Source organism: Thauera sp. (genome assembly GCF_047601425.1).
Lineage (GTDB): Bacteria > Pseudomonadota > Gammaproteobacteria > Burkholderiales > Rhodocyclaceae > Thauera.
This window is the reverse complement of record NZ_JASGJL010000001.1, coordinates 1,501,733-1,524,673: the sequence shown is the minus strand read 5'-3', so window position 1 is coordinate 1,524,673 and position 22,941 is coordinate 1,501,733. Positions and strand designations below refer to the sequence as shown.

General features: G+C 65.1%; 20 protein-coding genes and 2 pseudogenes. 16 read left to right on the top strand and 6 right to left on the bottom strand.

The features are described 5' to 3' along the window. Positions 1-4: 4 nt before the first annotated feature. The 8 genes from flhC (at position 5) to QM748_RS07375 (ending at position 8,104) form a co-directional block, all read left to right on the top strand. Entirely contained in the window at positions 5-595 is a 591-nt protein-coding gene (gene flhC, locus QM748_RS07410) for a flagellar transcriptional regulator FlhC (protein ID WP_415246365.1), read from the top strand. 193 nt (positions 596-788) lie between these two features. Further along, complete coding sequence (gene motA / locus QM748_RS07405; protein ID WP_415246364.1) at positions 789-1,643, top strand: flagellar motor stator protein MotA; 855 nt, start codon at positions 789-791, stop codon at positions 1,641-1,643. Positions 1,644-1,687: 44 nt separating this feature from the next. Then, positions 1,688-2,719: a flagellar motor protein MotB gene (gene motB / locus QM748_RS07400; protein WP_415246363.1), complete on the top strand. Its 1,032-nt coding sequence runs from the start codon at positions 1,688-1,690 to the stop codon at positions 2,717-2,719. Positions 2,720-2,811: 92 nt separating this feature from the next. Continuing rightward, entirely contained in the window at positions 2,812-3,783 is a 972-nt protein-coding gene (locus QM748_RS07395) for a chemotaxis protein (protein ID WP_415246362.1), read from the top strand. 9 nt (positions 3,784-3,792) lie between these two features. Further along, positions 3,793-4,752, top strand: a complete 960-nt coding sequence (locus tag QM748_RS07390; protein WP_415246361.1) for a chemotaxis protein — start codon at positions 3,793-3,795, stop codon at positions 4,750-4,752. 29 nt (positions 4,753-4,781) lie between these two features. Continuing rightward, positions 4,782-5,177 (top strand): chemotaxis response regulator CheY, encoded by a 396-nt coding sequence (gene cheY / locus QM748_RS07385; RefSeq protein ID WP_415246360.1) that lies wholly within the window; start codon positions 4,782-4,784, stop codon positions 5,175-5,177. A 107-nt stretch (positions 5,178-5,284) separates the two neighbouring features. Further along, the gene (gene cheZ / locus QM748_RS07380; protein WP_415246359.1) at positions 5,285-6,130 is read left to right on the top strand and encodes a protein phosphatase CheZ; all 846 of its coding nucleotides are present in this window, start codon (positions 5,285-5,287) and stop codon (positions 6,128-6,130) included. Positions 6,131-6,220: 90 nt separating this feature from the next. Further along, positions 6,221-8,104, top strand: coding sequence for a chemotaxis protein CheA (locus QM748_RS07375; protein WP_415246358.1), 1,884 nt, complete (start codon positions 6,221-6,223; stop codon positions 8,102-8,104). 72 nt (positions 8,105-8,176) lie between these two features. Here the strand turns inward: QM748_RS07375 and tal are convergent. The 4 genes and pseudogenes from tal to xseA all read right to left on the bottom strand — a co-directional run bounded on the left by tal (position 8,177) and on the right by xseA (position 12,437). Then, positions 8,177-9,257, bottom strand: a pseudogene (gene tal, locus QM748_RS07370) (transaldolase). 126 nt (positions 9,258-9,383) lie between these two features. Further along, a complete protein-coding gene (locus QM748_RS07365; protein ID WP_415246357.1) occupies positions 9,384-10,181 on the bottom strand; it encodes a pseudouridine synthase in 798 nt (265 codons plus the stop codon). A gap of 116 nt (positions 10,182-10,297) precedes the next feature. Continuing rightward, complete coding sequence (locus tag QM748_RS07360) at positions 10,298-10,882, bottom strand: superoxide dismutase (protein ID WP_415246356.1); 585 nt, start codon at positions 10,880-10,882, stop codon at positions 10,298-10,300. A 217-nt stretch (positions 10,883-11,099) separates the two neighbouring features. Continuing rightward, on the bottom strand, positions 11,100-12,437 hold the full coding sequence (xseA, locus tag QM748_RS07355) for an exodeoxyribonuclease VII large subunit (protein WP_415248035.1): 1,338 nt from the start codon (positions 12,435-12,437) through the stop codon (positions 11,100-11,102). 443 nt (positions 12,438-12,880) lie between these two features. Here xseA and QM748_RS07350 point away from each other — a divergent pair, with 443 nt between their 5' ends. The 7 genes and pseudogenes from QM748_RS07350 (at position 12,881) to QM748_RS07320 (ending at position 18,018) form a co-directional block, all read left to right on the top strand. Continuing rightward, on the top strand, positions 12,881-13,489 hold the full coding sequence (locus QM748_RS07350; RefSeq protein ID WP_415246355.1) for a MotA/TolQ/ExbB proton channel family protein: 609 nt from the start codon (positions 12,881-12,883) through the stop codon (positions 13,487-13,489). 10 nt (positions 13,490-13,499) lie between these two features. Then, positions 13,500-13,923 (top strand): annotated as a pseudogene (locus QM748_RS07345) (ExbD/TolR family protein). Positions 13,924-13,944: 21 nt separating this feature from the next. Further along, positions 13,945-14,943, top strand: a complete 999-nt coding sequence (gene lpxK / locus QM748_RS07340) for a tetraacyldisaccharide 4'-kinase (RefSeq protein ID WP_415246354.1) — start codon at positions 13,945-13,947, stop codon at positions 14,941-14,943. Beyond that, positions 14,924-15,115 carry a Trm112 family protein gene (locus QM748_RS07335; protein ID WP_415246353.1) on the top strand — a complete coding sequence of 64 codons (192 nt, stop codon included), beginning with the start codon at positions 14,924-14,926 and terminating at the stop codon, positions 15,113-15,115. The genes lpxK and QM748_RS07335 overlap by 20 nt, the downstream gene beginning before the upstream one ends. Before the next feature lie 14 nt (positions 15,116-15,129). Next, positions 15,130-15,915 carry a 3-deoxy-manno-octulosonate cytidylyltransferase gene (gene kdsB, locus QM748_RS07330; protein WP_415246352.1) on the top strand — a complete coding sequence of 262 codons (786 nt, stop codon included), beginning with the start codon at positions 15,130-15,132 and terminating at the stop codon, positions 15,913-15,915. A 99-nt stretch (positions 15,916-16,014) separates the two neighbouring features. Then, positions 16,015-16,668: an adenylate kinase gene (adk, locus tag QM748_RS07325; RefSeq protein ID WP_415246351.1), complete on the top strand. Its 654-nt coding sequence runs from the start codon at positions 16,015-16,017 to the stop codon at positions 16,666-16,668. Between the two features lie 84 nt (positions 16,669-16,752). Then, positions 16,753-18,018 carry a 6-phosphofructokinase gene (locus tag QM748_RS07320; protein WP_415246350.1) on the top strand — a complete coding sequence of 422 codons (1,266 nt, stop codon included), beginning with the start codon at positions 16,753-16,755 and terminating at the stop codon, positions 18,016-18,018. A gap of 52 nt (positions 18,019-18,070) precedes the next feature. On the opposite strand, the gene QM748_RS07315 is transcribed toward QM748_RS07320, so the two are convergent. Beyond that, positions 18,071-20,683, bottom strand: a complete 2,613-nt coding sequence (locus QM748_RS07315) for a glycosyltransferase (RefSeq protein WP_415246349.1) — start codon at positions 20,681-20,683, stop codon at positions 18,071-18,073. 283 nt (positions 20,684-20,966) lie between these two features. On the opposite strand from QM748_RS07315, the gene QM748_RS07310 reads away from it, so the two are divergent. Then, on the top strand, positions 20,967-21,413 hold the full coding sequence (locus QM748_RS07310) for a hypothetical protein (protein ID WP_415246348.1): 447 nt from the start codon (positions 20,967-20,969) through the stop codon (positions 21,411-21,413). Here QM748_RS07310 and QM748_RS07305 read toward each other — a convergent pair. Beyond that, positions 21,303-22,925: a beta-1,6-glucan synthase gene (locus QM748_RS07305; RefSeq protein ID WP_415246347.1), complete on the bottom strand. Its 1,623-nt coding sequence runs from the start codon at positions 22,923-22,925 to the stop codon at positions 21,303-21,305. The two genes, QM748_RS07310 and QM748_RS07305, sit on opposite strands and share 111 nt — an antisense overlap. Between the last annotated feature and the right edge of the window lie 16 nt (positions 22,926-22,941).

Below are 22,941 nucleotides of genomic sequence, written 5' to 3'. Positions count from 1 at the left end.
TGAGATGAAGAACAAGAGCGTGCTCGACGAGGCGAACGACATTCGCCGTGCGGTGGAAATGGTGCAGCTCGGCGCGCGCATGCAGATGCTCGAAGTCGAGACCAGCCTGAGCCGCGAAAAGCTGCTGCGCATCTACAAGGAAGTGCGTGGCGTTTCGCCGCCGAAAGGGATGCTGCCGTTCTCGACCGACTGGTTCATGACCTGGCAGCCGAACGTGCATTCGTCGCTGTTCATGGCGCTGTACCGTTTCTATGTCGAGCGGGCCGCGTTGAGCGGCCTTGATGCCATCATCAAGGCCTACCACCTCTATCTGGACCACCTCGAGGCCACTTCGCTTGAGCCGGCACTGAGCCTGACGCGTGCCTGGACCCTGGTCCGTTTCTTCGATGCCGATCTGCTGCAGATGGCGGCATGCCGTTCGTGCGGCGGCAGCTTCGTCGTTCATGCGCATGACCCGGTGCATGACTACGTATGCGGCTTGTGCAACATGCCGTCGCGTGCGGGCAAATCCGGTTCGGGGAAGGCCCGCACGGCCAAGCCGAAGGCGGTGGCCAAGCGCAAGCCGGTCAATCGGGCCGTCGCCGAGACCGCCTGATGCAGGAATCTGCCGCCCGGCCGGGCGGCGCGAACAAGGGCTGCCCGCAGGCCGGGGCAGCCCTTTTTTCATGCTGCCTGGCAAGCCCCGGTGGGGAAATTCAAGTTTTTCCGGTGCCTGACGATATAAATCACGGGTTCTGGATTCCGTTGCGGTTAGGCTGTGCCGCAGCGTCTTCATCTTGGAGTGAGCTGTGTTCCTGATCATCGGCTATGTCATCATCCTGGCCGCCTCGCTCGGCACCTATGCGGTGCACGGAAGCCTCGCAGCGCTGTGGGTGCCGATGGAGTATCTCGCCATCATCGGCCTGATGATCGGCGGTTTCGTGGCCGGCAACGGCAGCAAGGCGATCAAGGCCACGATGGGGGCGCTGCCCTCGGTGTTCAAGGGCTCGATGTACAACAAGGCCATGTATGTGGACCTGCTGGCGCTGCTTTACGAACTGCTCGCCAAGGTCCGCAAGGAGGGCCTGATGTCGATCGAAGGGGACATCGAGAACCCGGATTCCAGCCCGATCTTTTCCAAGTACCCGAGCGTCACCGCAGACCATCACGCAGTCGAGTTCATGACCGACTATCTGCGCATGATGGTGGGCGGCAACCTGAATGCGTTCGAGATCGAGAACCTGATGGACATGGAGATCGAAACGCATCACACCGAAGCGCACCAGGCGCCCCACATCGTCTCCAAGGTCGCCGATGCGCTGCCGGCCTTCGGCATCGTCGTCGCAGTGATGGGGGTGGTGAACGTCATGGGCTCGGTGGGCCAGCCGCCCGCGGTGCTGGGCAAGATGATCGGCGGCGCGCTGGTCGGTACCTTCCTCGGCATTCTCGTGTCCTATGGCTTCGTGGCGCCGATCGCGGGCCAGCTCGAACAGAAGGTCGAGGAGAGCGGCAAGATCTACCAGGTCATCAAGGTCGTGCTGCTTGCCAGCATGAACGGTTATGCACCGCAGATCGCGGTCGAATTCGGCCGCAAGGTGCTGTACTCGACCGATCGGCCGGGTTTCGTCGAGCTCGAGCAGGAGCTCAAGAGCCGCAAGGGCTGAACCATGCGAGCACGGATCAGCCAAGGGCATGAAGGGAGCGTGGCGTGAGCGACGATACCCAGCAGCCCATCGTCGTCAAACGGATCAGGAAGGGCGGCGGCGCGGCGCACGGCGGCGCCTGGAAGATCGCCTATGCCGACTTCGTGACGGCGATGATGGCCTTCTTCCTGTTGATGTGGCTGCTCGGCTCCACCGCCCAGGGCGATCTCGAAGGCATCGCCGACTATTTCCAGAATCCGATCAAGCTGTCGATGGAAGGCGGGGATGGCACGGGCGACAGTTCGAGCGTGATTCCGGGCGGCGGGGAGGATCTGACGCGCTCGGTGGGTCAGGTCAGGCGCGGCGACGTCGAGAGCACCCGTTCGATCAACATGGACGCGGCGGGTGGCAAGCGCAAGAGCGAAGCCGAGATCAGCGCCGAGAAGCTGGCCGAACGCAAGGAGCGCGCACGCCTGATTGATCTCAAGGGACGCCTCGATGCGATCATCGAGGCCAATGCTTCCCTGCGCCAGTTCAAGAATCAGATCCTGATGGACATCACCACCGAAGGCCTGCGAATCCAGCTGGTCGATGAGCAGAACCGGCCGATGTTCACCTCCTCGAGTGCCGAGCTGAGGCCCTATACGCGCGAGCTGCTGCGCATGATCGCGGGGGCGCTGAATGACGTCGATCACCGTATCAGCCTGTCGGGGCATACCGATTCGTCCCAGTATGCCGGCGGCGAGCGGGGCTTCTCGAACTGGGAGCTGTCGTCGAACCGCGCCAATGCATCGCGCCGCGAACTGGTCGCGGGCGGGCTCGAGGCGGGGAAGATGGTCCGTGTCGTGGGCCTGGCCGACACCATCCCGCTCAATCGCGATGATCCCTATGATCCGACCAATCGCCGCATCAGCATCATCGTGCTGAACAAATCGACCGAAGACGCGATTCGCAACCAGACCGGCACGGCCGGTGTCGCCGTTGGCACCGGTGACAGCCGCGAATCGGTGGGCGAGCAGATCGATGGCGACGCCCCAATGCCGTTGACCGGGCAAGGGGTCAGGCTGATGCAGGGCTTGCCGTCTCCGCCGAGTTGAGCGGGCAGGCTCAAGTCCCGGCGAATCCGGCCGATATCGACTCCATACCGTCGCAAATGCGATAACCGATTCTTGCCCCAGACGGGGGAAACATGTCCGACCTACTGAAGAACATCGATGCGCGTACCCGGCTGGCCGGGACGAACAAGCTCGAAATCCTCTTGTTCACCCTCGGCACCGACGGCCGTACCGGGCGGCGCGAAACCTTCGGCATCAACGTGTTCAAGGTGCGCGAAGTGATGCGGACGCCGAGCATCACCGCCGCACCCGAAATGCCGGCCTCGGTCGAAGGCATGGTGAGCCTGCGCGGCACGCTGGTGCCGGTGGTCGATCTGGCGCGCTACATCGGCATGAAGGTCGAGACGCCGCGCGAGATCATGATCGTCACTGAGTACAACGGCCACACCCAGGGGTTCCTGGTGGAGGCCGTCGATACCATCCTGCGCCTCGACTGGTCGCAGATGCGGGTGCCGCCCGAGATGCTGACCGCCAACATGGGCGGCCTCGTCACTGCCGTCACCGAGCTGCCGGGCGACAGGCTGGTGATGATGCTCGACGTCGAGAAAGTGCTGTCCGAAACGACCCGCTACGACAACGAGTTCATCTTCAAGGACATCGTCCAGGTACCGGATGGCGATGGCCATGTCGTGTACTTCGCCGACGACTCTTCGGTGGCGCGGCGTCAGATCCAGCAGACGCTCGACGCCATGGGCGTACGCCATGTCTCGGCCGTCAATGGCAGAAAGCTGTGGGAAGAGCTGAATCGGGCCGCAGCCCATGCGGAGAGCAGCGGACGCAAGGTCGGGGATCTCGTCAGCCTGGTGCTGACGGATGTCGAGATGCCGGAGATGGATGGCTACATCCTGACCAAGCAGATCAAGTCCGACCGCCGCTTCACGGGCATTCCGGTGATCATGCATTCGTCGTTGTCGGGCAGCTCCAACCAGCAACTGGGGCTGTCGGTCGGTGTGGACGAATACGTGCCCAAGTTCGAGCCGCAACGCCTGGCGCAGACCCTGGGCCGGCTGCTTCAGGAAGGTGTCGCGCCCCGGGCGCAGGATTGAGGAGCTGCCATGCTGAAACTTGCCCAGGAAGAATCCCCGCTGCTCGACTCGGTCGTCAGCCGGACGCAGCTCGCAGGCTCCAATTGCATGGAGATCCTGCTGTTCTCGCTCGGCACCACCGAGCACTTCGGCATCAACGTGTTCAAGGTGCGCGAAGTCTCGAAGACGCCTTTCATCACCCGCACGCCCAACATGCCCACGGGTGTCGAAGGCCTGATTTCGCTGCGCGGCAACGTCATTCCCGTCCTGTCGCTGGCCGGCATCCTCGGCGTTGCCCAGCCCGGAACGCTGAAGGAAGGGTCGATGATGGTCACCGAGTACAGCAAGCGCACGCTCGGTTTCCTGGTCGAGGAAGTTGACCGCATCATCCGCGTCGATTGGGAGAAGGTACGCACGCCCGAGAACGTGTCGGGGGGCAACCACGCCTACATCACGGCGATCACCGAGCTGCCGGACGGCCGCCTGGTGTCGATCCTCGACGTCGAGAGCATCCTGGCCAACACCTTCGGGGATGCGGTGGTCGGCAACATCGCACCGATCGGCAATGGCCATGAGGTCAATGTCTTCTTCGTCGATGACTCCGGGGTGGCGCGGCGCAAGATCACCGAAGTGCTCGACAAGCTCGGTGTGCGCCACAAATATGCGCAGAACGGCCTCGAGGCATGGACGCGGCTGGTCAGCATCGCCGACCACGCGGAGCAGACGGGCCGAGCGATCGCCGAGGAAATCGACCTCATCATGGTCGATGCCGAGATGCCCGAGATGGATGGTTATGTGCTGACGCGCAACATCAAGGCCGATGCGCGCTTCGAGGGAATTCCGGTGGTGATGCATTCCTCCTTGTCGTCCGAGGCCAATCGGGCGATGGGCAAACGGGTGGGGGTGGACGCGTACGTGGCAAAATTCGACGCTGACATACTTGCCGAAACCCTGAGGCCGATGCTTGCGCGTGCACGCCGCGCAGCCTGAGCCGAGCCGGAATGAATGGAGAACCTGGAATGTCCGACCCCAAACTCAAATTTCTCGTCGTCGATGATTTCTCGACCATGCGGCGGATCGTCCGCAACCTGCTCAAGGAACTGGGCTACACCAACGTCGATGAAGCCGAGGATGGCGCGATCGCGCTGCAGAAGCTGACTTCGGCGCAGTTCGATTTCGTCGTCACCGACTGGAACATGCCGAACATGGACGGCCTGACGCTGCTGCAGACGATCCGGCGTACGCCGCAGCTCAAGCACCTGCCGGTGCTGATGATCACCGCCGAGGCGAAGAAGGAGAACATCATCGCCGCGGCCCAGGCCGGTGCGAGCGGCTACGTCGTGAAGCCTTTCACCGCCGCCACTCTGGCGGAAAAGCTGCAGAAGATTTTCGAGAAGATGGGGCGCCCGGCTTAGGGATGCCCGCCATAGAGGCGCCCGGCCCAGGGCGCCTGAGAGCAGGAACGCCCAGCCGAAGGGCACATCACCTGAACGCTTGCGTATCCCGAGCATGGAGTCTGGACATGAGTAAACAGCCTAAATTCGACGAGTCGGGTGACTCGGACGATCTTCAGGCATTGTTCGACAGCATCGCCGCGCAGCCTGCCGAGGCTTGTCCGGCCGCTGCGCCGAAGGCCGCATCACTGGCGGCTGCAGCCGATGAAGCCGGCGACAGTGACGAACTTCAGGCCTTGTTCGATGCAGTGTCGGCCGAGACGGCGCCACCCGTGGCAGATGCAGCCGGGGAGCAGCAGGAAGCCGGCGGCGACCACGTCGTTTTCAACCGCCTGGGCCATATGACCCGCCAGCTCCATGATGCGCTGCGCGAACTCGGGCTGGATGCCGGCCTGCAGCAGGCGGCACAGGCGATTCCCGATACCCGCCAGCGGCTGGACTACATCGCGCAGATGACCGAGCAGGCGGCGAGCCGAGTTCTCAACGCCACGGACATCGCCCGGCCGCTGCAGGACAGGATTCAGCAGAAGTCGGCGGCCTTGCGCACGCGCTGGGACGAAGTCTTCGCCGGCAGGATGTCTCCCGAGGATTTTCGCCTGCTGAGCATCGAGACGCGCGATTTTCTCGGCCAGGCCGAAACGGACAGTGCTGCAACCGGTGCGCAGTTGATGGACATCATGATGGCGCAGGATTTCCAGGACCTGACCGGCCAGGTCATCAAGCGTGTGCTGCAGACCGCGCAGGCGCTCGAGGCCCAGTTGCTGGAGGTGCTGATCGAATCCGCTCCGCCGGCGGTGAAGGTCGAGTGCGCAGGAAGCCTGATGAACGGGCCGGTCATCGACGGCAAGGCGGGCGACGGCATCGTGACGAACCAGGAGCAGGTCGACGACCTGCTCGAAAGCCTGGGTTTCTGAGCCGGACCTGCCTGTCAACGAGCGGGCCTTGCACAAGGACGGACCGGGAAGACCGCATGTCCGCAATGGAAAGAGTGGAGCAAGAAGACCATGAGTGATTTTGCGGGAATGGAAGATCTGTTGCAGGACTTCCTCATCGAAGCGGGGGATCTGCTGTCCGGGGTCGATAACAAGCTGGTCGATCTGGAGCGCTCGCCCGAGGATCGCAGTCTGCTCAACGACATTTTCCGCGGTTTTCACACGATCAAGGGCGGCGCCGGCTTTCTGAATGCAGCGGAACTCGTGACCCTGTGCCATCTGACCGAAAACCTGTTCGACAAGCTGCGCAATGGCGAGCTGTCGATCACGCCCGAAGCGATGGACGTGATCCTGGCAGCGACCTCCGCAGTGCGTGAAATGTTCGGTTTTCTCGAAAGCGCCACCCAGCCGCCTCCGGCGGACCCCGATCTCATTGCGCGCCTTAAGGCCACGCTGGCGGGAGAGGCGGTCGAAATCGCGCAGCCCGCTGCCAGGCCGGCGGAAGGCGTCGGCCTGCCGTTGCCGGGTGAGCCGGCCTGGGATCTGCTGTATGCGGCCGTGACCGGCAAGCCTGCGGGCGAGCCTGGCACTGCGGCGCCGCCGGCGGTCGTCGCGCCGGTCAATCCGGCTCCTGCCGAAGAGGTCATCAAGGCGGCGATCGGGCGGCGCGCCACTGACAAGCCGGGGGTTTCCGGGCCGGTCGGCCGGCGCGACAACGAGCGCCAGCGCGATAACTCGATCCGTGTCGACACCGCGCGCCTCGATCAGGTGCTGAACCTCTCCGGCGAGATCGGCCTGACCAAGAACCGGCTCAATGCGCTGCGCAGCGACATCCTCAGCGGCCGCAACGATTCCGAGACCCTGCACGCGCTCGATCTCGCGGTCAGCCAGCTCGATCTGCTGGTTTCCGACCTGCAGAACGCAGTGATGAAGACCCGCATGCAGCCAATCGGCCGGCTGTTCCAGAAATATCCGCGCATCGCCCGCGACCTGGCCCGCAATCTCGGCAAGGATGTCGAACTGGTGCTTGTCGGCGAGGAGACCGAGATCGACAAGACGATGATCGAGGATCTGTCCGACCCCATCATCCACCTGGTCCGCAATGCGGTCGATCATGGCGTCGAAGACCGCGCCGGCCGTATCGCCGCCGGCAAGCCGGAAAAATCGATCGTCCGCCTCGAGGCGCGCCAGGAAGGCGACCACATCGTCATTCTGGTTGCCGATGATGGCCGCGGCATGGATGCCGAGCGCCTGCGCAGCAAGGCGCTGGCCAAGGGCCTCATCACCGATGAGGAAGCCAGCACCATGGACGAGCGCCAGAGCTACAACCTGATCTTCCTGCCGGGCTTCTCGATGGCGGAGCAGGTGTCGGACGTGTCGGGCCGCGGCGTGGGCATGGACGTGGTGCGGACCAACATCCAGAAGCTCAATGGCAGCATCGAGATCCGTTCGCAGCAGGGCAAGGGCACGACGCTGATCATCAGCCTGCCGCTGACGCTCGCGATCCTGCCGGTGCTGCTGGTGCGCCTGGGCGAGCAGCCTTTCGCCGTGCCGCTGGCGATGGTGCGCGAAATCCTGCCGATCGACCCGGCGATGATCCAGGACGTCGGCGGCAAGGCGACCATGGTGGTGCGCGGTGAAGTGCTGCAGATCCTGCCGCTGTCCTCGCTGCTCGGCTGGCCGCAGGAGCGGGCGCCGCAGTACGGGGTGCTGATGCAGGCTGCCGAACTGTCCTTCATCCTCGCCATCGACAGCTTTGCCGGCCGCGAAGACGCGGTGATCAAGTCGCTCGACGATTTCCGGCCGAAGGGAGTCGCCGGCGTGACAACCCTCTCGAATGGCCAGATCGTGCTGATCCTCGACATGAAGGAACTGCTCGGCGCTGCCGGTGACCATCGAGGCGTGCCGCGAGCCACGCTGATGCGCGGCAAGGAAGTGCCGGCGCTGGCTTCCTGACTAGCCGGTAAACTCAGCCGGGCCTTTCGCGTTGAGCACGCGAAAGGCCCGGCTTCATCCTGTCGGCAGTCTTCAGGCAGTCAGTTCCAGCAGGGCGGCAAACGCCTGCTCGAACTGCCGCAGGCCTTCCTGCTGCAGGCGCTCGCCTGCCTGATTCAGATCGATACCGTGCTGTTCCAGCGCTGCGTACTGCGCCGCTGCATCCTCGATGTCCTGGCCCAGCGTGTTGGCGGCGACCTTGCCATGGTCGCGCAGCGCATCCAGCGTTGCGTCGGGCAGGGTGTTCGACGGTTTCGGCGCCGATCAGCGGCTCGACGTAGAGCAGGTCGCTGTAGGCCGGATTCTTGGTGCCGGTGCTCGCCCACAGCATCCGCTGCGGCTTCGCCCCGGCTTCGCGCAGTACGGCAAAATCGGGGCCGTTGAAGCGTTCGCGGTAGCGCAGGTAGGCGAGCTTGGCGGTGGCGACCGCGCTCTTGCCGCGCAAGCCCGGCGCCGAGCCGCCCAGTTCCTCGAGCTGCTTGTCGACAAGGGTGTCGACCCGCGACAGGAACAGGCTCGCCACCGACATGATGCGCGTCACGTCGCCGCCGGCAGCGCGCAGGCGTTCGAGTCCGCGCAGGTAGGCCTGGGCGACGGCCTCGACGTGGGCGAGCGAGAACATCAGCGTGACGTTGACGCTGACGCCGGCGCCGATCAATTGCTCGATGGCTTCGATGCCGGCGGGCGTGGCCGGGACCTTGATCAGCAGATTGGGGCGGTCCACCGCGGCTTTCAGGCGTAGGCCGGCAGCAAGCGTTGCGGCGGCGTCGTGGGCCAGTGCGGGTGATACTTCGAGGCTGACGTAGCCGGCGTCGCCACCGCTGTCACGGTGCAGCGCCGCCAGCAGATCGCAGGCGCGTTGCACGTCCGGAATCACCAGCGCTTCGTAGCGAGCCTCGGCGCTGATCGGCCGTGCTTTCAGGAAGGCCAGGTCGTCTTCGTAATAGCGCCCGTCCGCGATCGCCTTGTGGAAGATCGCCGGATTGGTGGTGACCCCGGCAATGCCGTCGTCGGCAATGAAGCGTGCGAGGAGGCCGTCGTTGAGCAGGGTGCGGGAAAGATTGTCGAGCCAGATCTGCTGGCCGTGCTGGCGTACCTGGAGCAGCGGGTTCATCGATGTGCCTGGAATATGCGTGAGTGAGCGGAGATGCCGGCATCCTGTGCAGCGCAGCGTTGCCGGCAAAGGATCGATTGTGCCCTGAAATCGCGGCGCGGGGGAGGCTGGCGGCGCGGCAACGGCTCAGTCCAGCAGCGCGTCGTCCCAGCCCAGCGCCCGGCAGACGGCGCTGAAATCGCCGCCCGGTCGGCATCGCAGGTCCAGCCTGGCGCCGCTCACGGGATGCCGCAGGCCCAGCCCGGCGCAGGCCAGCAGCAGGCGCCGGCTGCCGAACAGGGTCTGGAACAGGCGGTTGTGCCTGCCCTTGCCGTAAGTGGCATCGCCGATGATCGGATGCGAGATGTGCTTCAGGTGGCGGCGCAACTGGTGACGCCGGCCGGTTTCGGGAGACAGTTCGAGCAGGGCGTAGCGGCTGGTGGGGTAGCGATCGACCGCATGCGGAAGCTCGGCTGTCGCCAGGCGGCGGAAGCGCGTCAGCGAAGGCAGGGCCATTTCGCTGCCTGCCGGTCCGCCGGCACTGTCAGGATCGGCTTCCTCGTCTTCCGGCAGGCCGTCCCGCCGGCCGGCGCCATGGCCGGGCCTGCGCTCGACGGGGTCCAGGCGTCTCACCAGCGGATGGTCGATGAGGCCCTCGTCAGGCGGATGGCCGCGCACGATGGCGACGTAGCGCTTGTCGACCGCATGGGCCTCGAACTGCTTGCCGAGCGCGGCAGCGGCGTCACGGTCGAGCGCGAACAGCAGCACACCGGAGGTGCCGCGGTCGAGCCGGTGGGCGGGATGGACACGCTGGCCGAGCTGGTCGCGCAGCAGCTGTACGGCGAAGCGTTCCTCGTGGGCGGCGATCGGGCTGCGATGGACGAGCAGCCCGGAAGGTTTGTCGATGGCGACGAGCCACTCGTCGCGGTACAGGATGTCGAGCATGGGGAGGCCGTCGAATTCGCGGTGTCCTGCATGAGGGATGGCCCAAAAACAGAAAGCGGCCGCAAAGGCCGCTTCCGTGTATCTGCCTTGCCCGGCCGAAGCCGGGCCGGGGTGCATCAGGCGAAGTTCTGCGCAGCGAAGTCCCAGTTTGCCAGCTTGTCGAGGAAGGTGGCGACGAAGTCCGGACGGCGGTTGCGGTAGTCTATGTAATAGGCGTGTTCCCACACGTCAATACAGAGGATGGCCTTGTCGGCGGTGGTCAGCGGAGTGCCGGCGGCGCCCATGTTGACGATGTCGACCGAGCCGTCGGCCTTCTTGACCAGCCAGGTCCAGCCCGAGCCGAAGTTGCCGACCGCGGAAGCCTGGAAGGCCTTCTTGAAGTCGTCGAAGGAGCCCCACTTGGCCTTGATCGCATCGGCCAGCGCGCCGCTCGGTTCGCCGCCGCCGTTGGGCTTCATGCTGTTCCAGAAGAAGGTGTGGTTCCAGACCTGGGCGGAGTTGTTGTAGATGCCGCCGGCCGGCGCCTTCTTGATGATGGCTTCGAGCTCGAGGTTTTCGTACTCGGTGCCCTTGATCAGGTTGTTCAGGTTGGTGACATAGGCCTGATGGTGCTTGCCGTAGTGGAACTCCAGGGTCTCGGCCGAGATGTGCGGGGCCAGGGCGTCCTTGGCATAGGGCAGGGCGGGCAGGGTGTGTTCCATGCTTATCTCTCCTTGTTAAGGTGTTCTGAGAACTCGTGCAGACCCCGACAAATCATGCCGGGCCTGCGTCCGGCGAAAACGCTCGCGGCCGACATCATAGGCGCACGAGCGGACACCTGTCAGCTTTCGCCAGCGGTCCCGGCGCTTGGGGCCCCATCGCGGGTGGCTCCAGGCGGCTCGTTCAGGGCGGGGCTCGTCAGGATGGCACGCGGTGGCTTCAGCCTTTCTGGCTGGTTCCGGTCACGCGCGCATGTAGCGTGCCATCGGCCAACTGGACATCGACTGCCATGCCGGCACTGGTCTCGCCGACCGAGCGCAGAACGCGGCCCTCGCTGTCGCGGGCGATGGCATAGCCGCGTGCGAGCACGGACTCCGGGCAGAGGTGCTGCAGATGGGAGGCAAGTGTCTCGAGCCGTGTCCGGCGCTGCTGCAGGTTTGCCTGCGCTGCGTGCTGCAGGCGCTGGCCGAGTTGCTCGCCGAGACGCCAGGCCACTGCCAGGTCGGGTTGTTGCCGCGACAGGCGCAGGGCCAGCGTGCTCTGGCGGAAGCAGGCCTGTTCGAGGCGATGCTTCATGGCCCGCTGCAGCCTGACGGCACTGGCATCGAGGTCGGTGCTGGTCTGGCGGAGGCGCTCGCGCGGATGTACCAGCCGCAGCGAGGCCCTGTCCAGGCGCTGGGCCAGGGTTTCGAGCTGGCGTTGGATGCCGCGCTCGAGCCGTGGGCCGAGTGTGGCGAGCTCCTGATCCGCCGCGTGCCAGCCCGCACTGACCAGTTCGGCTGCGCCGGTCGGAGTCGGTGCGCGGAGATCGGCGGCGAAGTCGGCGATGGTGAAATCGGTCTCGTGGCCGATGCCGCTGACGACGGGCAGCGGACAAGCACGCAGCGCGCGGGCGAGTGCTTCGTCGTTGAAGGACCACAGATCTTCCAGGCTGCCGCCGCCGCGCACCAGCAGCAGCACGTCGATGCCGTCCCGGGCTGCGCGCCTGCCTGCGGCGGCGACGGCCTGCACAAGGCGTGGCGCGGCGTCCGCGCCTTGAACGGGCGCGGGATACAGCACCAGCGGCAAATGTGGCGCGCGCCTGGCCAGCGTCACCAGCACGTCGCGCAACGCGGCGGCGGCGGGCGAGGTGACGAGGCCGATACCGCGCGGAAAGCGGGGAAGGGGGCGCTTGATGCCGGCATCGAACAGGCCTTCGGCTGCAAGCCTGTCCTTGAGCTGGTTGAAAGCCTCGAACAGGTTGCCGATGCCGGCCTGGCGGACGCTCTCTATATTGAGCTGGTAGTCGCCGCGTGCCTCGTACAGCGTCGCCAGGGCGCGCACTTCGATCCGCATGCCGTTTTCGGGGCGGAAAGGAAGCAGTTGGGCCTTGTTGCGCCACATCGCGCAACGCACCTGTGCATCGCTGTCCTTGAGGGTGAAATAGAGGTGGCCCGATGCCGCCCGGGTGAGATTGGATATCTCGCCGCCGATCCACATCAGCGGCAGGGCCGCCTCCAGCGCCTGGCGGGCGAGACGGTTGAGCGCGGACACCGTAAGTATCGGAGCGGACAGCATTCCAGTCATGCGAATAGCATCGCCAGGGGCGTGAGGGAGGATCGGAGAAGCGCGGATTGTAGCGGAATCCACAGCGTGGCCGGACTGTCAAGTGCCGCGCAGCAAGTCCTTGATCTACAAGGGGTGTTTAAATAACTATTTGTTTTTATTGAAAAATAAATATTGCACAAATTTTCATCGGAGTGTCTGGATGCTTGCTGCGACGGGCTTTGAGGCCCACATCCAGAAAAAACCCACAAACTTATCCACAGGTTTTGTGGATTGCTTGGCGGGCGGTCCGAAAGCGGAATAAACGGAGCGGAGGCCGGTTTGGCATATTCCGTATGAAAGCCCGGGCAAGGCACGAACCGGAACATATTCCACGTTCCGACGCGTGTCTTGCTTGTCGCCGCCGGCTTGCGGGCGCTAAAGTTCCGCCTTTGCGGAAAAGGGGAGTTGCCAGCGTGTTCGCGATCATCCAGGAAGTGGGCTGGCCGATCTGGCCGTTGATTCTTGCTTCGGTCGTGGCGCTGGCGCTGATCATCGAGCGTTCGGTCTCCCTGCGGCGCTCTCGCGTGGTGCCGCCGGGGCTGCTTCAGAACGTGCTCGACGACCTGCGCAAGCAAGGCGTCTCGGATGCGATGGTCGAGCGCGTCAATGCGCATTCTCCGCTTGGCCGCGTGCTGGCGGCGGGGCTGCGCAACGTCAGCAGCTCTCGCGAGGTCATGAAGGAGTCGATCGAGGAAACCGGGCGCGCGGTCGCGCACGAGCTCGAACGCTATCTGACCACGCTCGGCACAGTCGCGGCGATCAGCCCGCTGCTGGGCTTGTTCGGCACCATCATCGGCATGATCGACATCTTCGCTTCGCAGGGCGTCAATGGCGCCAACCCTGCCCAGCTTGCCCAGGGCATCTCGATCGCGCTGTATACCACCGGCCTCGGCCTGATCATCGCGATTCCGGCGATGATCTTCTGGCGCCACTTCCGCGCCCTCGTCGACAGCTTCGTCATCGACATGGAGCAGCAGGCGGTGAAGCTGGTCGAAGTGGCGCACGGCGAACGGCGCGGCTGAGGCTCCAGGCATGAACTTCCGCCGCGGCAGCCGCAGTGAAGAGCCGGAGATCAACCTGATCCCGCTGATCGACGTCGTGCTCGTCATCATCATCTTCCTGATGCTGACGACGACCTTTTCAAAAGTGTCCGGGCTCGAGATCAACCTGCCGTCGGCCGAGGGGGACGGTGTCGATGCCGTGCCCAACGAGATACTCGTCGCGGTGACTGCGGCCGGCGAAGTGCTGGTCGAACCGCCAGCCGGTCGCCGAACCGAGCGTCGAATCACTGGCGGCGGCGTTGGGCAAGGCTGCGCCGGGAGGTGGCGCCGAGCCGGTGATCGTGATCAATGCCGATGCCAAGGCGGCGCACCAGAGCGTCATCGATGTGATGCAGGCTGCCCAGCGCGCTGGTTTCAGCCACGTGACCTTCGCCACCCAGGCTCCGGCACAGTGAGCCGCTGAGGGGGCACGGTCAATGGCGGCCCAGGCTCCGGCCTTCTGGCACAGGCGCGGCTTTCCGGCCCGGCTGCTGCAGCCCTTGTCCTGGCTGTTCGGGGCGTTGGCGCAGCACCGTCGCCAGACGACTCGGCCAGAGAAGTTATCTGTGCCGGTGATCGTCGTCGGCAACATCGCCGTCGGCGGCAGCGGCAAGACGCCGGTGGTGCAGTGGCTGGTCGCGCAATTGAGCGCAGCAGGCCATTGCCCCGGCATCGTCAGCCGCGGGCATGGCGGCCGGATCGAGGGCGTGGCCGAAGTTCCGGCCGATGGCGACCCAGCCGTCTATGGCGACGAGCCGGTGCTGCTGGCCGCGACCTGCGCCTGTCCCCTCGTCGTTGGCCGTGATCGGCCGGCGGCGGCACGCGAACTGCTGCGCCTGCATCCCGAATGCGACGTGATCGTGGCCGACGACGGAATGCAGCATTACCGCCTCGGGCGCGACGTCGAGATCGCCGTGGTCGATCCCGCCATTCTGGGCAATGGGCTGCTGCTGCCTGCCGGACCCTTGCGCGAGCCGGTCGGGCGCCTGGCTGAAGTCGATGTCGTAATCGCCCATGGCGTGCTGCCACCGGCACTGGTTGCGGTGCTTGGTGACGTGCCGGTGTTCCCCATGCAGTTGCGGGGGGCTGCCTTGCGCTCGCTCGGGGAACCGCGCCGAAGCCTCGAGCTGGAGGCACTGCGTGGCCGTCGCGTGCATGCGGTGGCGGGCATCGGCCGGCCGCAGCGTTTTTTCGAGCAACTCGAAGCTGCTGGCCTGGTGGTATTGCGACATCCCTTTCCTGACCACCATGTTTTCACGCCGCCGGATCTGGTTTTCGCCGAGGTTTTGCCGACCCTGATGACGGCCAAGGATGCGGTAAAATGCCGGACTTTCGCGCCCGAAGACTGCTGGGAGTTCCCGGTCGAGGCGCAAATCGGTTCGGGCGCTGCCGAACGCATTCTGGAGATACTGGAGCATGGACGCACGTCTGCTTGAAATCCTCGTCTGCCCGCTGTGCAAGGGGCCGCTGGACTACCTGAAGGGCAAGCAGGAGCTGGTGTGCAAGGGCGACCGCCTTGCCTTCCCGATCCGCGACGACATTCCGGTGATGCTCGACGAGGAAGCGCGCGCGATGAGCGCCGAGGAAGTTGACGCCCTGCGCGCATGACGGGAGCGCCCGAGGTGAGCACTTCCTTCCGTATCGTCATTCCGGCCCGCCATGCGTCGACCCGCCTGCCGGGCAAGCCGCTGGCGGACATCTGCGGCAAGCCGATGATCGTGCGCGTGCTCGAACGTGTGGCCGCGGCTGGCGCACAGGAAGTCCTGGTGGCGACCGACCATGAAGGTGTCCGTGACGCGGTGCTGGCTGCGGGCGGCGAAGTGGTGATGACGCGCGCAGATCACCCCAGCGGAACCGACCGTCTTGCGGAAGTGGCGATGCTGCGCGGCTGGAGCGACGAGGACATCGTCGTCAACGTGCAGGGTGACGAGCCGCTGATCGACCCGGACATCGTGTCGGCGGTGGCTGCCGTGCTGGGCGCGGATGCGGAAGCCGCGATCGCCACTGCAGCGCATGCGCTGGCCGGGGCGGACGAGGCTTTCAACCCGAACGTGGTCAAGGTGGTGTGCGACGCCGCCGGCCGGGCGCTGTATTTTTCGCGTGCGCCGATTCCCTGGGCACGCGATGCCTTTGCCGCCGGATTCGATTCCTTGCCTGCTGGCTTGCCGAAGGGCCTGCCGATGCTGCGCCATGTCGGCCTGTATGCCTACCGGGTGGGTTTCCTGCGCCGTTATGCCGGATTGGCGCCGTCGCCGATCGAGCACTGGGAGGCGCTGGAGCAATTGCGCGCGCTATGGCACGGCTACCGCATCCGCGTGCTCGAACTGGCGGCCGCTCCGGCGGCTGGCGTCGATACGCCGGAGGATCTGGCGCGCGTCAGGCAGTCGTTTCGCATCGAAGGGGTTTGACCGACGGCCACGTGTCGGATAACTTCGCAGGGTTTCGCATAAACGTATAAACAAAGTGGCCGTGCCACACGGCCGATATTCTTTTCTTCGGGAGGGTGTATGCGACTGATTCTGTTGGGACCGCCGGGAGCGGGCAAGGGCACGCAGGCCAACTTCATCAAGGAGAAGTTCGGCATTCCGCAGATTTCGACCGGTGACATGCTGCGCGCCGCGGTCAAGGCCGGCACGCCGCTCGGCATCGAGGCCAAGAAGGTGATGGACGCTGGCGGCCTGGTGTCCGACGACATCATCATCGGCCTGGTCAAGGACCGCCTGCAGCAGCCCGACTGTCAGGCTGGCTACATGTTCGACGGCTTCCCGCGTACCATTCCGCAGGCCGACGCGATGAAGGAGGCCGGCGTGCCGATCGATTTCGTGCTCGAGATCGACGTGCCCGACAGCGAGATCGTCGAACGCATGAGCGGCCGCCGCGCTCACCTGGCCTCGGGCCGCACCTACCACGTCAAGTACAACCCGCCCAAGGTCGAAGGCAAGGACGACGTCACCGGCGAAGACCTTGTACAGCGTGACGACGACAAGGAAGAGACGGTCAAGAAGCGCCTCGACGTCTACCACGCCCAGACCAAGCCGCTGGTCGAGTACTACAGCAAGTGGGCGGCTGCGGGCGACGCCAAGGCACCGAAGGTGCGCAAGATCGAAGGCCTGGGCGCGGTCGAGGACATCACCGCGCGTGCGTTCGAAGCGCTGAAGTAAACGCGCAGTCCACATTCCTGACGGCCGGCTCCCGCGGTGGGACCGGCCGTTTTGTTTGCCTTTCAAGATCTGGCTGCTTCCATCATGGCGCGATCGAATCTTCTCTACGCTCATTCCGGCGGCGTCACCGCCGTCATCAATGCCACGGCGAGTGCGGTGATCGGCGCCGCACGCGCCCATCCCGAACGCATCGGCAAGGTCCTGGCCGCCCATCGCGGCATTCTCGGCGTGCTGGCGGAAGACCTGATCGATACCTCGGCGCTGGACGACGCGGCATTGCAGCGCCTGTCGCTGCGCCCGGGCGGCGCATTCGGCTCCTGCCGTTTCGATCTGCCGCCCGGCGACACTCCGGACGGCAAGCGGGTGATGGACAGATTGTTCGAAGTCTTCGCCGCGCACGATATCGGCCATTTCATCTACAACGGCGGCAACGGTTCGATGGACGTCGTCGGGCGCCTGCGCGACGCGGCGCAGGAGCGCGCTTATCCGCTGGCCTGCATCGGTGCGCCGAAGACGGTGGATAACGACATCGTCGGCACCGACTGCTGCCCGGGTTTCGGCTCGGCGGCGAAATACCTCGCGACCTCGATGCTGGAGGCCGGCCTGGACATCCGCTCGATGGTCGGCAGCCGTGGCAGCGTGTTCGTGATGGAGGTGATGGGGCGCAATACCGGCTGGCTTGCGGCGGCGACCGCGCTGGCCGCCGGCGGCGACGCCGATGCGCCGCCGCACATCGTGCTGGTGCCGGAGGCGGGTTTCGACGAGGAGGCGTTCCTGGCCGAGGTCCGGCGCGTCACCGAGCGCCTGGGCTATTGCGCGATCACGGTCGCCGAAGGCATCCGCAACGCCGACGGCAGCCTGATCATGGAGAAATCGCGCGACTCGCGCGGCTACGTCCAGCTCGGCGGTGCGGGCTCGGCCGTTGCGCGCATGATCCATGAGCGCCTGGGCTACAAGTTCCACTGGGCGATTCCCGACTATCTGCAGCGCGCCGGCGGCCATTGGTTGTCGGCAGTTGACCGGGAGCAGGCGCTGGCGGTCGGGCGGGCAGCGGTCGAGATGGCGATCGACGGGCGCAATGGCTGCTTTCCGACGATCCGGCGAATCAGCGATGCACCTTATCGCTGGGAAATCGGTGTCGAGGATGCCGCCGCCATCGCCAACCTGGAGCGTGCGCTGCCAGCGGCCTTCGTGCGCGCCGACGGCCTGCACGTCACGGCAGCGGCCTGCGACTACATCCGGCCGTTGATCGAAGGCGAGGTATTGCAGCCCGCCGCGGGCGGCCTGCCTGCCTACGGGGAGCTCAGCTTGCCGCCCGTGGGTTGCCGGCTGCCGCCGTGGCAGGGGTAGAAATCACGCGCCGCCGGCGCAGGTCCGCGCTTGAGCCGGCTGACACGGACGTTCAGGCGCTGGCAGGCAGGGCGTCGGTGCTGCCTTCGATCGGGCGTTCCGGCATGTAGGCGGCGATCTGGCACAGGATCGCGGCGACGTAGGGGATGCACTGCAGGCACAGGATGCCGACCCACAATTGCGTTTCCAGGTTGTCGATGCCGCGCTGGGCGACCAGCGTGGCGGCGCCGAGCAGCAGCGCCACCAGCATGCCGATCTCCTCGCGGATCGGGTTGAAGAAGGCAAGTGCGCCGCCGCTCTGCCAGCCCTTGGGCGTGACGACGAACACACCCTTCTTCTTCACCAGCCCGGCGAACACGCCGCGGGCGATGGCATGGGCGAGGCCCACCGACAGGATCGAGGCGCCGAGGATGTCCTTCCACGGGCAGTCCATGGTGCGGCGGTACAGGATCGGGCCGAGCGCGGCCTTGAAGGCCATGAAGCCGAGGATGGGCAACGCCAGCGCAGTCACCGGCAGGCCGAAGGCCTTCGGGAACAGCAGGATGCCGAGCGTCCATGCCAGGCTGCCGAAGGCGAATACCAGTTGCAGGGCGTCGCCCAGCCAGGCGAACCAGCCGGTCAGGAAGTGGTAGCGCTGCGCCAGATTGAGATTGCTGCGGCCGATCATGTGCGGCAGGTGGGCCTTGAGGATCTGCATCGCGCCGAAGGCCCAGCGGAAGCGCTGGCTCTTGATCGCGGCAAAGCCGGACGGTGTCAGGCCGCGGCCGAGGATGTGATCGACGTAGCGGGTGTCGTAGCCCTTCTCGATCAGGCGCAGGCCGAGCTCGGTGTCCTCGCAGATGCACCATTCCGACCAGCCGCCGACTTCTTCCAGCGCCAGGCGGCGCACCAGCGTCATGGTGCCGTGCTGGATCAGCGCGTTGCGTTCGTTGCGGTGGTGCATGCCGATGCGGAAGAAGCCGTCGAACTCCCAGTTGCACATGCGCTTGAAAGGCTGGCCTTCCCAGTCGCGGTGGGCCTGGGGAGCCTGCACGACGGCGACGTCGGGCTTGTCGAAGTGCGGGATCAGGCTGGCCAGCCAGTCGGGATCGACGACGTAGTCGGCATCGACCACGCCGACCACTTCGGCGCGCGGGTCGGTGACCTTGAGGCCGTAGTTCAGCGCGCCGGCCTTGAAACCGGGCCAGTTGGCGAGATGGAAGAAGCGGAAGCGCGGGCCGAGTTCGGCACAGCGTTTTTCCAGCGGCTTCCACAGTGCTTTGTCGCGGGTGTTGTCGTCCAGAATCAGCACTTCGAAATTCTGGTAGTTCATCTTGGCCAGGCTGTCGATGGTGGCGATCACCATCTCCGGCGGTTCGTTGTAACAGGCCAGGTGCACCGAGACGAAAGGCTGTTCGTCCGGGGCATGCGGCGGCAGCGGCATGAAGCGGCGCTGCCATTTCTTCTTGAACAGCATCTCGCCGAATTCGAAACCATGTGACAGCAGCACCGCGGCGGTCAGGATGGTGGCGCTGATCAGCAGGCCGAGGCCGATGAGGTCGCGTTGTGTGAGGTAGTAGTTGACCGGCACGTTGAGGCCGACGATCAGCGTCGACACACAGGCCTGGATCAGGCCGGCCAGGAAGATGCGGCCGGCGATGTTCCAGTCGGACAGGAAGAAGGCCACCAGGAACATCGGCAGAATGGCGAGTGCCGCCGCGTTCATGGCCTTCTTCGACCAGTGCGGGTCGCGTTCGATGACGCCTTCGAGGGCGAATTTCTGCTCGCGGTCGGCGTTGTACATACCCCAGTAGGGACCGGCCCAGCCTTCGACATCGACTTTCCAGGGCTGGTCGATCGCTTCCATCAGGAAGTAGTTGACGCGCGGGGTGCGGGGGTGGGCAAGGAACTCGCGGATGACGCGGGCCTGGTTGTCGAGCGAGGGTATTGCTGCACCCAGGGTCGGCCCCTTGCTCGGCCAGCCGATTTCGCCGACCACGATCTTCTTGCGCGGAAAGGTCCTGGCCAGTTCGTCGTAGCGCTGGAAGGCGTATTCGACAGCGGCTTCGGCCGGCACGCCTTCGTGGTAGGGCAGCAGGTGGACGGTGATGTAGTTGACGTGCTCGACCAGTTCCGGATAGCGCAGCCAGACGTGCCAGGGCTCCGCAGTTGACACCGGCTTGCGCACGGCCTTTCGGACGCGGTCGAGGTAGCCGATGATGTCCTCGGGTTTCAGGTCGCCGCGCAGGATGGATTCGTTGCCGACCATCAGCCGCTCGACGTGGCGCATCTTGCGCGCGGCTTCGATCAGGGCCTCGATTTCACGCTCGTTCTTTTCCAGATCGGGGTCCAGCCAGGCACCGGCAGTGACGTTCATGTCGCGCTCGCCGGCGAGCACCAGCAGCTCGGGCATGTCGGTGACGCCGTAGGTGCGCAGGCCATCCGACTTGCGGGCGAGCAGGTCGAGGTCGGCGGCCAGTTCATCGCGCGTGGGAGAGTCGCCTTTCAGCGGACTCTGGTCGCGTTGGTAGCCGTTGTAGGCGAAGCCCTTGATGCTTTGGTTGGTGCTGATGAATTCGGCGCCGCGGTTGAATTGCTGCCAGATCCAGTATTGGAGGAACGCGACTCCCGCAGCGATGGCGATGGCGATCGCGATGCGATAGAGGAGTGAGGCGGCCTGTTTCATGTTCGAATCCTGAGCGGCGTGGAGATGATGCCGAAAAACGGGTAAAACGCTGAAAAACGGAAAGCCCGTGCGTTTGCACCAAGCGTGGTGGTCTGCCAGTACGGCTGTTGCGTTGCACAAATGTTTTCGGCTGGGCCATGGGGTATGGTCGAAAACCTTTCCGCAGATGCCGGGTGCCGGCATTTTATGCACGTTTTCAGCTGCTTACGAGCTGCATTCGGTGCCAATTTGCAACATCGTGCGAGATTGTGGCTGAAGGGCTGTTTTACAAGGAAAAGGTGGGATGAGGCAGAATAATTTGGGCAAATATGGTGTTGCAGCAATCCTGCTTTCGGCTGTGCTGGTATTGGCTTTCGCCTGGGGAGTGCGTCATGGCCTGCTGGAAAACGGGGTGTTGCCGCGCGACTGCACCCTGCCGGATGCGCATCGCGGCCTATGCCTGTTCAAGACTGTTCTGGTGGAAAGTTTTATGGACCAGCGCATGGGCTGGTTCAGCCTTGCCTGCGGCGGGCTGGCTTTCGTGCTGGGCTGGAGGCCGCTGGCCTGGGCCGGCTGGCTGAGCGGCCTGGCTGGACTGGTGTTCTACAGTTACGACCCGGCCTCCGTCGGTGCCCTGCTGTCACTGCTGGTGCTTGCCCGCCCCAGGCAGGGAACGGGCGATCGGCGGCAGGGCGAGGAGGAGGCCGGTGGCCAGCCAGGCGATGGCCTGGGGGTTGGCCGGCTCGGTTAACCAGCGCCCGATCACCGAGACCGCGATGATGGCGGCGCAGATGCGCTCGGCACGGCCATGCGCAGCCTGTGCCCGGCCGAGCGCGCCGAGCAGTGCAGCGGGGCCGAGATAGAGCAGGGTGGGGAAGTCGCGGTAGCGGGCGTTGACGAACAGCAGCAAGGCGGCGATGGCGGCTGCGAACAGCAGCAGACCGCGCAGCAAGCCAAGCGCTCCGTCCGGCCAGAAGCTGGTGGAGGGCTGGCGCAGCGTCCGCCATGCCTGCTCGGCACTGGGTATTTCATTACCACGCCATGCGGCGAAGGATGCCGCGAACAGGATGGCGAGCAGTGCTACGCCACCAAGCACCGTCCATTCGAGCACGTCGCGGTAGGCGAGGTGTGCGTGTTCGGCATGAAGCACGGCGATGAGACCAGTCGTGGCGCCGAGGACGATCAGGGCTGCGCGCCTCAAGGAGCCGCCCCAGGCGGTGCCAAGGCTCAGCAGCAGGCCTGCTGCCGCACCGGCGGCGAGGCCTGCAATGACACTGCCCAGACCGGAACGCTCCGCCACCGGGCCGGCGAACGGAAATTTCGGCTCCAGCGTCGAGGCGTCCAGCATGCCCCAGTAGCCGCCCACCGTGCCTTCCAGCCGGCGTTTCCAGGGCTGGTCGATGGCTTCGATCAGGTTGTAGTCCCAGCCCTGTGCATGGGCCTGGTGGACGAATTCCCTTACATATCGCGCTTGGTTCACCTGTGATGGGCGTGACTCCTCGCGCTGGCGTCCCTGGCTGGGCCAGCCGGTTTCTCCGATCAGGATGTGCTTGCCGGCGAAGTGTTCGCCGACGTGCCTGCGGGTTGCAGCAACGTGTTCGAGCGCATCTTCGATGTTGACCGGTTCGTCTTCCCAGAAAGGCAGGATATGCACGGTGACGAAGTTGACCTCCTGCGCCAGGCTGTCGTGCCGTGTCCAGAACTCCCACACGTCGGCATAGGTGACCGGCACTCGGGCGCGCGACTTGGCCTCGCGGATCAGGGCGCGCATCTCGTCTTCGCTGCGTTCGCGGCGCAGCAGAACCTCATTGCCGACGATCAGGGCGCGAACGACGTCGGAATTGGCATTGGCAAGCTCGATGGCGCGATCGAGCTCGGCGGCGTTCTTGTCGCGGTCATAGCCGATCCAGGCGCCGAGCAGAACCTGGACGCCCGCTTGCCGTGCGATTTCCGGCACCTGCTCCAGGCCTTGGTTCACCGAATAGAGGCGGACGCAATCGGTGATGCTGGCCAGGGCGCTGAGATCGGCATGGATCTGCTCGCGGGAAATGCGTAGTTCCGGATCGAAGGGCGTCTGCCCCGGACGGTGGTAGGGGGCGTAGGAGACGCACTTCAGCTTCTCGCCGCCGGCCAGTTGAAGGTCGTGCATCTGCACCGGACGGATCTGCCAGCCGACCCATGCGAGCAGGCCGGCAAGCAGGGTGAGGTGGCAAAGCAGCAAGGTGAGCCATAGAGGCTTGCGGTCATCGTGGAGCTTCGGCATGGCAGGGCGGGCGATG

Bases quoted from the DNA above. Each gene is read 5' to 3' on its own strand.
- flhC (WP_415246365.1), top strand. From the start codon at position 5: ATGAAGAACAAGAGCGTGCTCGACGAGGCGAACGACATTCGCCGTGCG.
- QM748_RS07395 (WP_415246362.1), top strand. From the start codon at position 2,812: ATGTCCGACCTACTGAAGAACATCGATGCGCGTACCCGGCTGGCCGGG.
- QM748_RS07390 (WP_415246361.1), top strand. From the start codon at position 3,793: ATGCTGAAACTTGCCCAGGAAGAATCCCCGCTGCTCGACTCGGTCGTC.
- cheY (WP_415246360.1), top strand. From the start codon at position 4,782: ATGTCCGACCCCAAACTCAAATTTCTCGTCGTCGATGATTTCTCGACC.
- cheZ (WP_415246359.1), top strand. From the start codon at position 5,285: ATGAGTAAACAGCCTAAATTCGACGAGTCGGGTGACTCGGACGATCTT.
- QM748_RS07375 (WP_415246358.1), top strand. From the start codon at position 6,221: ATGAGTGATTTTGCGGGAATGGAAGATCTGTTGCAGGACTTCCTCATC.
- QM748_RS07365 (WP_415246357.1), bottom strand. From the start codon at position 10,181: ATGCTCGACATCCTGTACCGCGACGAGTGGCTCGTCGCCATCGACAAA.
- QM748_RS07360 (WP_415246356.1), bottom strand. From the start codon at position 10,882: ATGGAACACACCCTGCCCGCCCTGCCCTATGCCAAGGACGCCCTGGCC.
- xseA (WP_415248035.1), bottom strand. From the start codon at position 12,437: ATGCTGTCCGCTCCGATACTTACGGTGTCCGCGCTCAACCGTCTCGCC.
- lpxK (WP_415246354.1), top strand. From the start codon at position 13,945: ATGGCGGCCCAGGCTCCGGCCTTCTGGCACAGGCGCGGCTTTCCGGCC.
- QM748_RS07335 (WP_415246353.1), top strand. From the start codon at position 14,924: ATGGACGCACGTCTGCTTGAAATCCTCGTCTGCCCGCTGTGCAAGGGG.
- adk (WP_415246351.1), top strand. From the start codon at position 16,015: ATGCGACTGATTCTGTTGGGACCGCCGGGAGCGGGCAAGGGCACGCAG.
- QM748_RS07320 (WP_415246350.1), top strand. From the start codon at position 16,753: ATGGCGCGATCGAATCTTCTCTACGCTCATTCCGGCGGCGTCACCGCC.
- QM748_RS07315 (WP_415246349.1), bottom strand. From the start codon at position 20,683: ATGAAACAGGCCGCCTCACTCCTCTATCGCATCGCGATCGCCATCGCC.
- QM748_RS07310 (WP_415246348.1), top strand. From the start codon at position 20,967: ATGAGGCAGAATAATTTGGGCAAATATGGTGTTGCAGCAATCCTGCTT.
- QM748_RS07305 (WP_415246347.1), bottom strand. From the start codon at position 22,925: ATGCCGAAGCTCCACGATGACCGCAAGCCTCTATGGCTCACCTTGCTG.